The following is a 12,973-nucleotide window of genomic DNA, read 5'->3' as shown; positions in this document are numbered from 1 at the left end:
CGGCCCAGTATGAATGAGGTCCGGTTAGCCAACTCCCGACGAGCCTAGATCATGCTCGTTTGTGTTAGCGCTAACAAGTCTGTTCGACGAAAATAGCATCGGCGCATCCTGTGAGTCAAGTCACAGGATGGTGTGGCGCGGATCCGGTTCCGTTCCGGCCGTAGGATGTTGACAGCACATTTGCACAGGGAGTGGAAGATGCCTCAGCCGGGGAATGCCAGTAACCGACGACCGCCACGCCTTGAGGATGTGGCCTCGCTGGCCGGCGTGTCCCACCAGACGGTGTCGCGGGTGGTCAACAACCATCCGAATGTCAGCGAGTCCACCCGGGACCGGGTCGAAACGGCCATCGCCGAGCTCGGCTACCGGCGCAACACCGCGGCCCGGAGCTTGGTCACCCGCCGCTCCCAGACCATCGGCGTCCTGGGCGTAGAACTCGCGCAGTACGGACCGGCGAACACCCTGGTGGGGGTCCAGCAGGCCGCCCGGGAGGCCGGGTACTTCGTCAGCATCGCGGCCCTCAAGGACTCGTCGGCGGAATCCGTCGCCGATGCCGTCCGACATTTCACCGACCAGGGCATTGACGGCATCATCGTCATCGTTCCCCACGGCGGGACCGTACAGACTCTTGAGAGCCTGAATCTGCAGGTCCCGGTCGTTGTGGTGGGCCCCGGCAGCCCCGGCCGCTTCAGTGGTGCAATGGTGGATCAGAAGCTGGGTGCTCGGATGGCCGTAGGGCACCTAATCAGCGAGGGTCACCGCCGGATCGGTCACATTTCCGGACCGCGGGACTGGATGGACGCCCAGGCCCGCGCCCAGGGCTGGCGCGAGCAGCTGGCGGAAATGGGACTCGAAGCGGACCTTGAACTCGAAGGGGACTGGAGCGCGGGCAGCGGCTACCGGCTTGGCCGCAAAATCGCCGCCAACCGCACCGCCACCGCCGTCCTCGTGGGCAATGACCAGATGGCACTGGGGCTGCTCCGCGCCCTCACCGAGGCGGGCATCCGGGTGCCGCAAGACGTCTCCGTGGTCGGCTTCGATGACCAGCCCGAAGCCGCGTACTTCACGCCGCCCCTCACCACGGTTCGGCAGGACTTCCGCGAGCTGGGCCGCCGCTGCGTGGACGTGATGCTGGCCCAGATCGAGCACGGGGCACCCAGCGGCAATACCGTCATGGCCCCCGAACTGGTCATCCGCGCGAGCACCGCGAGCATCCCCTAGTCCGCGAGCACCGCGAGCATCCCTTAGCCCGCGCAGCCCGCGAGCAGCGGTTGCGTCCCACGACGGCACGTCCAGGCTGCGGCACGTCCATGCTGCGACCCTCCTTGACAGCAAAAGTGTTAGCGCTCACAATTGAGCTCAGCCCGCGGTTTGGCGGGCACGTTATTGGAGGATTGCATGGACGTCAGAGCAGACGGCACCGAAAACTTTGTCATCGGGGTGGATTACGGCACCCTCTCCGGCCGGGCCGTGGTGGTGCGCGTGCGCGATGGCAAGGAACTCGGGAGCGCAGTCTTCGACTACCCGCATGCCGTCCTGACCGACGCTCTGCCAGCGGAGACGAGCGGTATTGAGCCCGCCCGCCTGCCGGGAGACTGGGCGTTGCAGGTCCCCAACGACTACCGCGACGTCCTCCGGCAGGCAGTGCCGGCCGCCGTCGCCGACGCCGGAATCGATCCGGCCGCCGTCGTCGGTATTGCCACCGACTTCACGGCCTGCACCATGGTGCCGGTCAAGGCCGACGGAACTCCGTTGAACGAGCTGGCGGAATTCGCCAACTGCCCGCACGCCTACGTCAAGCTCTGGCGGCACCACGCAGCGCAGCCGCAGGCGGACCGGATCAACGCCCTGGCCAAGGAGCGCGGCGAAGAATGGCTGCCCCGCTATGGCGGGCTGATCTCGTCGGAATGGGAGTTCGCCAAAGGACTTCAGCTTCTGGAAGAGGCACCCGAGGTATACGCGGCCATGGACCGCTGGATCGAGGCGGCCGACTGGATTGTCTGGCAACTCTGCGGAAACTACGTCCGGAACGCATGCACGGCCGGCTACAAGGGCATATACCAGGATGGAAAGTACCCGTCCGAGGACTACCTCGCAGCCCTGAACCCGGATTTCAGGAACTTCGTCAGCAGCAAGCTGGAGCACACGATCGGCCGGCTCGGCGACGCCGCGGGGTACCTCACGGCCGAGGCCGCTGCCTGGACCGGCCTGCCGGAGGGGATCGCCGTTGCTGTCGGCAACGTGGACGCCCACGTCACCGCCCCCGCCGCCCGCGCCGTCGAACCCGGACAGTTGGTCGCGATCATGGGCACCTCCACCTGCCACGTAATGAACAGTTCCGGGTTGAGCGAGGTGCCGGGCATGTGTGGCGTGGTCGACGGCGGGATCGTGGACGGACTCTGGGGCTACGAGGCCGGCCAAAGCGGAGTGGGCGACATCTTCGGCTGGTTCACCGGCAACGGAGTCCCGCCCGAATACCACGAGGAGGCGACCCGCCGGGGGCTCGGCATCCACGAGTACCTCACCGAGCTCGCCTCGGGACAGGCGATCGGCGAGCACGGCCTGATCGCCCTGGACTGGCACTCCGGGAACCGTTCCGTGCTGGTCGACCACGAGCTGTCCGGCGTTATTGTCGGCCAGACACTCGCCACCCGCCCCGAAGACACCTACCGGGCCCTGCTGGAGGCGACGGCGTTCGGCACCCGCACGATCGTGGACGCGTTCCGGAATTCCGGGGTCCCGGTCCGCGAATTCATCGTGGCTGGGGGACTGATCAAGAACGAGTTGCTGATGCAGATCTACGCCGACGTCACCGGCCTCCGGCTGTCCACCATCGGATCCACGCAGGGTCCCGCTCTGGGCGCGGCGATTCACGCCGCAGTAGCGGCCGGCCGCTATCCGGACGCCAGGTCGGCGGCCGAGGCCATGGGCGCCGAACCGGGGGCGGTCTACACACCGATCCCGGCAAACGTTGCAGCCTACGAGGAACTTTTCCGCGAATACCGGACCCTGCATGACTACTTTGGCAGGGGAGCCAACGAGGTCATGCACCGGCTCAAGGCGATCCAGCGCGAAGCCAAGGCACCGCTGTTGCCAGCGCGGGTGCCGGTATGAGCGCCGAACCAGAGGAACTGCCGGAAGCCATCGCCAGGATCCGCCAGGAGGTTTGTGCCCTGCACGCCGAACTGACCCGGTATGGACTGGTGGTCTGGACCGCGGGCAATGTTTCCGCCAGGGTCCCCGGCCATGACCTCATGGTGATCAAGCCCTCGGGGGTCTCCTACGATGAGCTTGTCCCTGAGCTCATGGTGGTCACAGACCTGCACGGCACCCCGGTGACCGCCACGGACGGTTCTGCGGCCCGATGGCAGAACCCGGAGCTCACGCCGTCGTCGGACTCCGCCGCGCATGCCTACGTCTACCGGCACATGCCGGAGGTGGGCGGCGTGGTTCACACCCACTCCACCTACGCGACCGCGTGGGCGGCAAGGGGCGAAGCGATCCCGTGCGTCCTGACCATGATGGGCGATGAATTCGGTGGCAGCATCCCGGTGGGGCCCTTCGCCTTGATCGGCGATGACTCGATCGGCCGCGGGATCGTCGAGACACTGGCTGGTTCCCACTCACCGGCCGTGCTGATGCAGAACCACGGGCCTTTCACTATCGGCAAGGACGCCCGCTCGGCCGTGAAGGCCGCCGTGATGTGCGAGGAAGTGGCCCGCACCGTGCACCTCTCCCGACAGCTTGGCGAACCGTTGCCAATCGCCGGGGCCCAAATCGAGGCCCTCTATGCCCGCTACCAGAACGTCTACGGCCGCTAGGCCCCGGACCAGCCGACGAATTTCCAGGAGAAACCGATGACCCACGCCCACAGCACCTCCCTTGAGTCCTACCAGGTCTGGTTCCTCACCGGCAGCCAGCACCTTTACGGCGAGGCCGTGCTCAAGCAGGTGGCCGAGCAGTCGCAGGAGATCGCCCGCCAGCTCAACAGCTCCTCCGACGTCCCGGTCCGTGTGGTCTGGAAGCCCGTCCTCACCGACGCCGATGCGATCCGCCGGACCGCCCTCGAGGCAAACGCGGACGACTCCGTAATCGGTGTGACCGCCTGGATGCACACCTTCTCACCGGCCAAGATGTGGATCCAGGGCCTGGACCTGCTGCGCAAGCCGCTGCTGCACCTGCACACCCAGGCCAACGTCGAACTTCCCTGGTCCGAGATCGATTTCGACTTCATGAACCTCAACCAGGCGGCCCACGGCGACCGCGAGTTTGGCTATATCCAGTCGCGGTTGGGCATCCCGCGCAAGACGGTGGTGGGCCATGTCTCCAATCCGGAGGTCACCCGCCAGGTCGGGGTATGGCAGCGCGCTGCTGCCGGTTGGGCCGCGGTGCGGACACTCAAACTGACCCGCTTTGGGGACAACATGCGCAACGTTGCCGTCACCGAGGGCGACAAGACTGAGGCCGAGCTGCGTTTCGGCGTCTCGGTCAACACCTGGTCCGTCAACGAGCTCGCGGACGCCGTGCACGGCGCCGTGGAATCCGACGTTGACGCCCTGGTGGGAGAGTATGAGCAGCTATATGACGTGGCCGCCGAGTTGAAAACCGGGGGAGCGCGGCACGAATCGTTGCGCTACAGTGCCCGGATTGAGCTGGGGCTGCGCAACTTCCTCGAAGCCAACGGGTCAGCCGCGTTCACCACTTCCTTCGAAGACCTCGGCGCCCTCCGGCAGCTCCCGGGCATGGCTGTGCAGCGGCTTATGGCTGACGGTTACGGCTTCGGCGCCGAAGGGGACTGGAAGACCGCGATCCTGGTCCGAGCGGCCAAAGTCATGGGCGCCGGGTTGCCAGGCGGCGCCTCGCTGATGGAGGACTACACCTACCACCTCACAGCCGGCCAGGAGAAAATCCTGGGCGCCCACATGCTGGAGGTCTGCCCCTCGCTGACCGCTTCGAAGCCGCGCGTCGAAATTCACTCGCTCGGCATCGGCGGCAAGGAAGACCCGGTCCGGATGGTCTTCGATACGGATGCCGGGCCGGGCGTCGTGGTGGCGCTCTCCGACATGCGCGACCGCTTCCGGCTGGTCGCGAACGCGGTCGACGTCGTGGACCTGGACGAACCGCTGCCGAAGCTGCCCGTAGCGCGCGCCCTCTGGTCGCCCAAGCCCGACTTCGCCACCTCGGCCACCGCGTGGCTCACCGCCGGAGCAGCCCACCACACGGTGCTGACCACCGCCGTCGGCATGGACGTGTTCGAGGACTTCGCCGAGATCGCCCGCACCGAACTGCTCGCGATAGACGAGGGCACCACGATCAGGCAGTTCAAGAAGGAACTGAACTGGAACGCCGCGTACTACCGGCTGGCCGGCGGCCTGTGAACCGGACCGACTATCGGATCCAGGCCGACGGGTACGTTGCCGTCTTCGCCGCGCGGGCCGGCGCCCTGGGACAGTTGAGGCACGGGGACCGCGACCTGGTGCTTCCGCTGCCGGGCGGCGGACCGACCCCGGACTTCCGCGGCATCATCGCCGCCCCCTGGCCGAACCGGATTGCCGATGGCCGCTACAGTTTCGACGGCGAGACCCACCGGTTGCCGGTCAACGATCCGCTGCGGGGATGCGCCCTGCACGGACTAAGCCTCCGAGAGGACTGGCTACCGGAAGCCCACGCTGAGTCCTCGCTGGTACTTTCCTGCAACGTAGGCCCGGTTGCGGGCTATCCCTTCGCGATCCGGCTCCGCGCCAGCTACCGGTTGGACGGGAACGGACTGCACGCCGAGGTGACGGCAACCAACACCGGACACCGGACCGCGCCCTACGGCATCTGCCCCCATCCCTACCTCCTGGCTGGCCCGGCACCGCTGGATGAATGGACCCTGGAGTTCCAAGCCGACATCTTCCTGGCGGCTCACCCCGAGCGGCGACTGCCCGGGGGGCCGCAGGCGGTGCGCGGTCACGAGTACGACTTCCACGCGCCCCGCGTTATCGGTACGACCATGATCGACAACGCCTTCACCGGGCTGGGGTTTGACGACGGCGGCCGCGCCCGGCTGACCGTTCGGGATCCCGGCGGCAGCGGCGTCGGGATGTCGTGGGATCGGACGCTGCCCTGGCTGCAGCTGTACACCGGCGACAGCGAGCCGCCCGCGCCCCACCGGGCCGGACTCGCCGTCGAGCCGATGAGCTGCCCGCCGGATGCCTTCAACAGCGGACAGGACCTGGTGCGGCTCGAGCCGGGGGAGTTCCACCGGACCACCTGGAGCATCTTCGCCGCCTAGCCGGTAGGTAGTCGACAGTCCTGGTTCCACACCAGCCTCCCCGATATCCGTCCCTCCAAGTTTTCGTCCATCCAAAGGATCACACCATGACCGGCAGCCCCAGTCGCTCCGATGCCACCGCGTCGCTGACGGAGGTCAGCAGTACGCGCCTGGCGGACGGGCGGGAACTGCTTTACTTCGACGACGGCATCAGCCCGCCCCCGTGCCGGCCCGAAGACACCCGGGACCTGCCGGGCCGAGGGCCGTCGGGGGAACTGCGCTACGACGCGCTGAGCGGCGAGTGGGTTGTGGTGGCGGCCCACCGCCAGCACCGCACACACCTGCCGCCGGCGGACGAGTGTCCGCTCTGTCCGAGCACGCCGGAGCGTTCTTCGGAAATTCCGGCGGAGGAGTACGACGTTGTCGTCTTCGAAAACCGCTTCCCCTCGCTGGGGCCGGACCTGGCGGATGTGCCGCCGGCGCCGGGTTGGGGGACCCGCGGGCCCGCCGGCGGCCGCTGCGAAGTCGTGGCGTTCACCAATGACCACACCGGCACCTTCGCCGGGTTGGACACCAGACGGGTCCGTACCGTGATCGACGCGTGGGCGCACCGCACCGAAGCGCTCAGTGCGCTGCCCGGGGTCCAACAGGTGTTCTGCTTTGAGAACCGCGGCCAGGACATCGGCGTGACCCTGCACCACCCGCACGGGCAGATCTACGCCTACCCGTACCTCACACCGCGGGCCGCCGTGATGGCCAGGGCCGCCGACGCCTTCCTCGCGGAAACGGGACAATCCCTCACCGGGCACATCTTGGCCGGCGAACGTGCGGACGGCTCGCGGATGCTGGTCGAAGGCGAGCATTTCAGCGCCTATGTGCCCTTCGCGGCGCGCTGGCCACTCGAAATCCATCTCGTCCCACACCGTCAAGTGCCCGATATCGCGGCGCTCAACGGAGCCGAACGGGACGAACTTGCCGTGCTCTACCCGGACCTGCTTGGCCGCCTCGATGAGTTGTACGGCAGTCCGACGCCGTACATCAGCGCCTGGCATCAGGCCCCGGTGGACCCGGCACTGCGCCGCTCAGGCTACCTCCACCTGCAGATCACCTCGCCGCGGAGGGCGGCGGACAGACTCAAATTCCTCGCCGGCTCCGAAGCAGCCATGGGCGCGTTCATCAATGACACGACGCCGGAGCAGGTCGCCGCCCGGTTGCGGGAAACCTCCGTGCGCAGAACAGGAACATCATGACACCGACGCGCACTCACGGGACCGGCGGCACAGAAACCCTGGCCGGGGCGTTCGCCGCGCACTTCGGTCACGCCCCGGACGGGCTCTGGCAGGCGCCGGGGCGCGTGAATCTGATCGGCGAACACACCGACTACAACGAGGGCCTGGTGCTGCCGTTCGCCATCGACCGAACGACGACGGTCGCGGTGGCAGCACGCAGCGACCGGCGGATGCTGCTAACCTCGACCTTCACCGGCGCTGCGCCGGTCGAGTTTGACCTGGACACCTTGGACCCGGACGCCTTTGATCCGGGACCTGCAGGGGCGTGGTCCGCCTACCCCGCGGGCGTCGCCTGGGAGCTTGGACGGGCCGGGGTTTCGGTGCCGGGATTTGAGTTGCTTGTGTCTTCGGACGTCCCGGTCGGCGCGGGACTCTCCTCTTCGGCCGCGCTCGAGTGCGCCGTCGCGTCAGCCCTCGCCGAGCTGGCCGGCGCGGAGCTTAACGCGACCGAACTGGCGGATCTGGGGCGCCGGGCGGAGAACAACGTCGTCGGTGCCCCCACCGGGATCATGGACCAGTACGCCTCGATGCTTGGCGCCGAGGACTGCGCGGTCTATCTGGACTGCAGGGACGGCAGCTTCCGCCGTGTTCCGCTGGGCCTCGACGAGTCCGGCCTGGTGTGCCTGGTGATCGACACCAAGGTCGCGCACGCCCACGCCCACGGCGGCTACGCGGCTCGGCGGGCCTCCTGCGCCCGGGGCGCTGAGCTGATGGGCGTGAACGCCCTGCGGGACCTCGACACCAACGATCTTGCCCGGGCCGAACATATTCTCGACGGGGAAACCTTCCGAAGGGTCCGGCACATCGTTCACGAAAACGACCGGGTAGCGCGGACCGTCGACATGCTGGAGAGCCGGGGGGCGGCCGCGATCGGCGCGCTGCTGGACGCCAGCCACCGCTCCATGCGGGACGACTTCGAAATCTCCTGCGCAGAGCTGGATCTCGCGGTGGACACCGCCCGCGCCTCCGGCGCCATTGGTGCCAGGATGACCGGAGGGGGCTTCGGCGGCTCCGCCATCGCGCTGGTCCCCGAAGCCGATACGGGACGTGTGGAGGATGCCGTGCGGCGGGCCTTTTCAGACCGGGGGCTCCGGACGCCGGACACCTTTGCTGTGCGGCCAGCAGCCGGAGCGCACCGGCTCTGAGGCCGTCCGCCGCGCCCGCTCACCCGTCGTGAACGGCGCTTTGCTTCGCTTCCGAGCGGTCGAGGTAAGCCAGCAGAAGGTCCGCGGCGCGGTCCGGGTCGCCGGCTTCCAGCACGGCGCAAATGTTCTCGTTGTCGGACAGGTAGCCGCGGTAAAAGTGCGCGTCCACGGTGGCCTGATGGAAGAACAGGCGCATCTCGGCCAGGACCTGGGACATGATCGAATCCAGCCGAGGGCTGCCCGCCAGGGCCACAATCGCGCGGTGGAAGTGCTGGTTCGCGGTACCTAGCGCTTCCTCGTCATCGTCCCCGGCCGCCGCTTTGCCTTCCTCCACCGCGGCTCGGACCGCTGCCACCCGTTCCGGGCTGCCCCCGCCGCGGAGGGCAGCGGTCTCGATGGCACGCCGCACCGTGTACACATCGTGGATGTCGCCGGGGGCCAGGCTCGCCACAAAAACCCCGCGGTTGGGGTGCCGGACCACCAGCCGCTCAGCCGCCAGTTCGGCAAAGGCCTCGCGGACGGTGTTGCGCGAGACGCCCAGCTCCGCTGCAATGGTCGACTCGGTCAGCCGGGTGCCCGGCAGCAGCACGCCGTCGGCCAATTGCAGGCGGAGTTCGGCCGCGACCCGCTCCGCCACCGACGGGACGGCGACCCGCAGCCGCGCCGCAATCGGCAGGACGTGGGCACCGGCGTCGGAAGTCGTCATGCCGCCGAATCTACACGAATGTTCCCGAAAAGAATCGCCGGATCGTTGAACAATCCCCGGGAAGGGTGCATCCTGACAGTGAGCCAAGAAACCGGGACGGGATGAGCCATGGCAGTCAGCAGGCTGGACAGCATCGATCTGAACAGCGACGTCGGTGAGTCGTACGGAAGCTGGAGCCTCGGCGACGACAGTGCCATGTTCCGCTCCGTTTCGAGCGCCAACGTGGCCTGCGGTTTCCATGCCGGAGACCCGAGCGTCATCCGGACGACCTGCCGCGAGGCGGTCGCCGCCGGCGTCATGATCGGCGCCCATGTGGGCTACCGGGACCTGGCAGGCTTCGGCCGCCGCTTCCTCGACATCAAACCGACGGACCTGGCCAACGACGTCGTCTACCAGATCGGTGCGCTGCAGGCCCTGGCCGCGGCGGAGGGCGGCAGGGTGGCCTACGTCAAACCTCACGGCGGCCTGTACAACGCGATCGTGGCGCACACCGCGCAGGCGAAGGCCGTCGTCGAAGCGGTGAAGTCCGTGGACCCGGACCTGCCGATCCTGGGCCTGCCGGGCTCGGAAGTGCTCCGCCTCGCCGAAGCGGCCGGCCTGCGCGCGGTCACCGAAGCGTTCGCCGACCGCGCCTACAACCCGGATGGCACCCTGGTCTCCCGCGTCCTCCCCGGCGCCGTGCTGCACGACCTCGACCAGGTCACCGAGCATGTCCTCCGGATCGCAGCCGACTCCGCCGTCCGCACCATCGACGGCTCTATCCTGAAAATCCGGGCGGAAAGCATCTGCGTGCACGGGGACTCGCCGGGAGCCGTCGCCATGGCGGCCGCCGTCCGTGAAGCGCTCATCGCCGCCGGCATCAGCACGGCGCCGTTTGTCTAACCCCGTGGCCAAACCACAGCCGGCCGGCCCGGCCGCGGGCGGGAGGAAGCTGCCGGCGAGCTCAGTACGGGCGGTGCGGGCGGTCGGCACCCGCGCGGTGCTCGCCGAACTGACCGGCACCCCGGATGTGCTGGCACTTCAGGCCCTGCTCCGGGAGCAGCCACTGCCCGGCCAGCTCGATGTCCTGGCCGCGGCCCAAACCGTCCTGGTCACGGCCGACTCGCCTGCCTCCGTTCGCCGGATCGCGGCCGAGCTGCTGCGGCTCGACCTCGCCGCCGCCGTGCAGCCAGAGGGCGGCCTCGTCGTCATCGACACCGTCTACGACGGCGAGGACCTCGCCGAGGTGGGGGAGCTGACCGGGCTGGGCGCGGACGGCGTGGTGGCCGCGCACTCCGGCCAGCTGTGGACGGTGGCCTTCGCCGGGTTCGCCCCGGGCTTCGGCTACCTGGTCGGCGAGAACGCTGCCCTCACTGTGCCCCGCCGCGGTTCCCCGCGCACCGCCGTGCCCGCCGGATCGGTGGCCCTGGCCGGGGATTACTCGGCGGTCTACCCGCGCCGCTCGCCCGGGGGCTGGCAGCTGATCGGCCACACCGGCGCCCGGATGTGGGACCTGGACCGCGAGCAGCCCGCCCTGGCGGCCCCCGGCACGCGGATCCAGTTCCGGGCGGTCCGAGCCGCCGTTTCGCTGGCACCCGAACGTCGCGCCCAGCCTCCTGCCCCCGGGTATGAGTCGGGGCTCCGGATCCTCGCACCCGGCCTGCAGAGCCTGGTCCAGGACCTCGGACGCCACGGCCACTTCGGCCTCGGCGTACCCGTTGCCGGGGCCGTCGACCGGGCCTCGCTGCGCCGCGCCAACCGCCTTGTCGGGAACGCGCCGTCGGCCGCGGCGATCGAGACCGTCGCCGGCGGCCTCACGGTCCAGGCCGTCGGGGACCAGACCCTGGCCGTCGCGGGGGCGCCGTCGGAGTTGACGATCAGCTCCCCGGCCGGCACAGGGGCCGAGCCCCGCCGCCGCACAGCGGCAGTGGCCGCACCCTTTGTCCTGCTCGACGGCGAAACGCTGGCCGTGGGCGCGCCGGAGAGCGGTTTCCGCAGCTACCTCGCCCTGCGGGGCGGAGTGGACGCCGGCCTGGTCCTCGGCAGCCGGTCCACCGACACGATGTCCGGGATCGGACCCGCACCGCTGTCCGCCGGGCAGCTACTGGCCGCCGGGGACGACGCCGAGTCCGGTGTCGTGGGAAGCCCCGAACTGCAGCCCGATTTCCCGGAAGCAGGGGTGACGGTGCTGGACATTGTCCCGGGCCCGCGTGCGGACTGGTTCGACCGGGCAGCCCTGGATTCCCTCACCGCGCAGCAGTGGCAGGTGACGCCGCAATCCAACCGGGTGGGAATGCGGCTGGACGGGACGCCGCTGCGGCGCGCCCGGGACGGGGAACTGCCCAGCGAAGGGACGGTGTCAGGCGCTTTGCAGGTGCCGCCGGAGGGCCTGCCTGTGCTCTTCCTGGCCGACCACCCGATCACCGGCGGCTACCCCGTCATCGCGGTCGTCGTCGATTCGCAACTGGATCTCGCCGCGCAGATCCCGATCGGCGGAACCGTCCGCTTCCGCTGGGCGGACCGCGGGACATGCTCGTGCCTCGGGGCGGGGAATGGACATGATGCCACCATGTCCATTCCCGGGGACCAGGACTGGACATGTCCAGCGGGCCAGGGCCAGGAATCCACCCAGCGCCCGGGTTAGCGCCGGGCTTGAAACGCACGGTCCGCCCGGCTGAAACCGGACGGACCGTGGTGCGGACGAGGGCGTTCAGCTAGCCAACGTGGTTGGCGAGTGCAACGAGGACGCCGGCGGTGGCGAAATACTTGTTGCTGCCCAGATCGCGGATCGTCTTGATGCCCATGTTGGCGAGGAGTTCATCGTGCTTCTCCGTGAGGCCAGCCAGGGCCGACGGAGGCGCGCTGAGGACTTCCTCCAGGCTCTTGTTTTCGTAGTCCTTGTCGAGTTTCTTGCCTAGCTCAATTGAAATAGCCATGATCATCCTTTGCTCGAAACGGAACAACAATCACCATCTGCGGCGCGAGGACTAGCCACGGCCGCGGGTTCGGGGTCCCGGATGCTCCCCGTCGCCCTTGGTGGCAACGTTAGCGTAGCGCTCCGGGACTTGGCGCGAAATCGGAAGCATCTTTTTTGGGCCTTTCCACCGATCGTTGCCGTCGGTGCGGGCGGGTAAATCGGCCCTACCGACCGCACATACGCCGGACCCACAATCAGGCGTATCAACCCGTGCAGAAAATGGAGGCGATCGCTGTGTCGGTTTACACGCTCGGAATCTGGCTGGTCCACCCCGGCCGCGAGAACGATTTTGTGCAGGCCTGGCGGGATTTGGCCCGGAAAACCCAGGAGGACTACCCCAACGCCAAGGGAGTCTTGATGCACGACCACGACGTGCCCAATCGGTTCGTCAGCACCGGCCCGTGGGAGTCTCTCGAGCAGATCGATCAGTGGCGGACTTCGGCCACCTTCACGCAGGCGATCGAGGGGATGCGTGAGATGCTGGAGCACTTCGAATCGCGCACGCTCGACGAGGCTGCCAGCATCGGCTGACGCCGGCGCAGACGAAGACGGCGACGACGACGACGCTGACGCCGACGACGGCGGCGAGACCAGCGCCGCCGCCGTCGTCCGGCTGACGTC

General features: G+C 68.4%; 12 protein-coding genes. 10 read left to right on the top strand and 2 right to left on the bottom strand.

Features of this window, described 5'->3' with window-relative positions; translation table 11 throughout:
* Nucleotides 1-198 precede the first annotated feature (198 nt).
* The 7 genes from AC1DGI_RS03525 to galK all read left to right on the top strand — a co-directional run bounded on the left by AC1DGI_RS03525 (nt 199) and on the right by galK (nt 8,690).
* Entirely contained in the window at nt 199-1,221 is a 1,023-nt protein-coding gene (locus AC1DGI_RS03525) for a LacI family DNA-binding transcriptional regulator (protein ID WP_441399441.1), read from the top strand.
* A 177-nt stretch (nt 1,222-1,398) separates the two neighbouring features.
* A complete protein-coding gene (gene araB / locus AC1DGI_RS03520; RefSeq protein WP_476897789.1) occupies nt 1,399-3,114 on the top strand; it encodes a ribulokinase in 1,716 nt (571 codons plus the stop codon).
* Nucleotides 3,111-3,821: an L-ribulose-5-phosphate 4-epimerase gene (locus AC1DGI_RS03515; protein WP_441399443.1), complete on the top strand. Its 711-nt coding sequence runs from the start codon at nt 3,111-3,113 to the stop codon at nt 3,819-3,821. Before araB ends, AC1DGI_RS03515 begins: the two co-directional genes overlap by 4 nt.
* Before the next feature lie 36 nt (nt 3,822-3,857).
* Nucleotides 3,858-5,378, top strand: a complete 1,521-nt coding sequence (araA, locus tag AC1DGI_RS03510) for an L-arabinose isomerase (RefSeq protein WP_476897788.1) — start codon at nt 3,858-3,860, stop codon at nt 5,376-5,378.
* Nucleotides 5,375-6,277, top strand: a complete 903-nt coding sequence (locus tag AC1DGI_RS03505; protein ID WP_476897787.1) for an aldose 1-epimerase family protein — start codon at nt 5,375-5,377, stop codon at nt 6,275-6,277. The genes araA and AC1DGI_RS03505 overlap by 4 nt, the downstream gene beginning before the upstream one ends.
* Nucleotides 6,278-6,363: 86 nt before the next feature.
* Entirely contained in the window at nt 6,364-7,506 is a 1,143-nt protein-coding gene (gene galT, locus AC1DGI_RS03500) for a galactose-1-phosphate uridylyltransferase (RefSeq protein WP_476897786.1), read from the top strand.
* A complete protein-coding gene (galK, locus tag AC1DGI_RS03495) occupies nt 7,503-8,690 on the top strand; it encodes a galactokinase (RefSeq protein ID WP_476897785.1) in 1,188 nt (395 codons plus the stop codon). The genes galT and galK overlap by 4 nt, the downstream gene beginning before the upstream one ends.
* A 19-nt stretch (nt 8,691-8,709) precedes the next feature.
* Here galK and AC1DGI_RS03490 read toward each other — a convergent pair whose 3' ends face one another.
* Nucleotides 8,710-9,396 carry a GntR family transcriptional regulator gene (locus AC1DGI_RS03490; RefSeq protein ID WP_476897784.1) on the bottom strand — a complete coding sequence of 229 codons (687 nt, stop codon included), beginning with the start codon at nt 9,394-9,396 and terminating at the stop codon, nt 8,710-8,712.
* Between the two features lie 123 nt (nt 9,397-9,519).
* On the opposite strand from AC1DGI_RS03490, the gene AC1DGI_RS03485 reads away from it, so the two are divergent.
* Together AC1DGI_RS03485 and AC1DGI_RS03480 are read left to right on the top strand one after the other, a co-directional pair.
* Nucleotides 9,520-10,278, top strand: a complete 759-nt coding sequence (locus AC1DGI_RS03485) for a LamB/YcsF family protein (protein ID WP_476897950.1) — start codon at nt 9,520-9,522, stop codon at nt 10,276-10,278.
* Nucleotides 10,279-10,282: 4 nt separating this feature from the next.
* Entirely contained in the window at nt 10,283-12,019 is a 1,737-nt protein-coding gene (locus AC1DGI_RS03480) for a 5-oxoprolinase subunit B/C family protein (RefSeq protein WP_476897783.1), read from the top strand.
* Nucleotides 12,020-12,089: 70 nt separating this feature from the next.
* Here AC1DGI_RS03480 and AC1DGI_RS03475 read toward each other — a convergent pair whose 3' ends face one another.
* Entirely contained in the window at nt 12,090-12,311 is a 222-nt protein-coding gene (locus tag AC1DGI_RS03475) for a hypothetical protein (protein WP_441399453.1), read from the bottom strand.
* Nucleotides 12,312-12,586: 275 nt separating this feature from the next.
* Here AC1DGI_RS03475 and AC1DGI_RS03470 point away from each other — a divergent pair, with 275 nt between their 5' ends.
* Entirely contained in the window at nt 12,587-12,883 is a 297-nt protein-coding gene (locus tag AC1DGI_RS03470) for an antibiotic biosynthesis monooxygenase family protein (protein ID WP_441399454.1), read from the top strand.
* Nucleotides 12,884-12,973 lie beyond the last annotated feature (90 nt).

It is taken from the genome of Arthrobacter sp. 05N428_2 (assembly GCF_056397065.1).
This window is presented reverse-complemented; position numbering and strand designations above follow the sequence as displayed.

Excerpts from the sequence above, each read along its gene's own strand:
- AC1DGI_RS03525 (WP_441399441.1), top strand. The coding sequence starts at position 199 with ATGCCTCAGCCGGGGAATGCCAGTAACCGACGACCGCCACGCCTTGAG.
- AC1DGI_RS03475 (WP_441399453.1), bottom strand. The coding sequence starts at position 12,311 with ATGGCTATTTCAATTGAGCTAGGCAAGAAACTCGACAAGGACTACGAA.
- araB (WP_476897789.1), top strand. The coding sequence starts at position 1,399 with ATGGACGTCAGAGCAGACGGCACCGAAAACTTTGTCATCGGGGTGGAT.
- galT (WP_476897786.1), top strand. The coding sequence starts at position 6,364 with ATGACCGGCAGCCCCAGTCGCTCCGATGCCACCGCGTCGCTGACGGAG.
- galK (WP_476897785.1), top strand. The coding sequence starts at position 7,503 with ATGACACCGACGCGCACTCACGGGACCGGCGGCACAGAAACCCTGGCC.
- araA (WP_476897788.1), top strand. The coding sequence starts at position 3,858 with ATGACCCACGCCCACAGCACCTCCCTTGAGTCCTACCAGGTCTGGTTC.
- AC1DGI_RS03515 (WP_441399443.1), top strand. The coding sequence starts at position 3,111 with ATGAGCGCCGAACCAGAGGAACTGCCGGAAGCCATCGCCAGGATCCGC.
- AC1DGI_RS03490 (WP_476897784.1), bottom strand. The coding sequence starts at position 9,396 with ATGACGACTTCCGACGCCGGTGCCCACGTCCTGCCGATTGCGGCGCGG.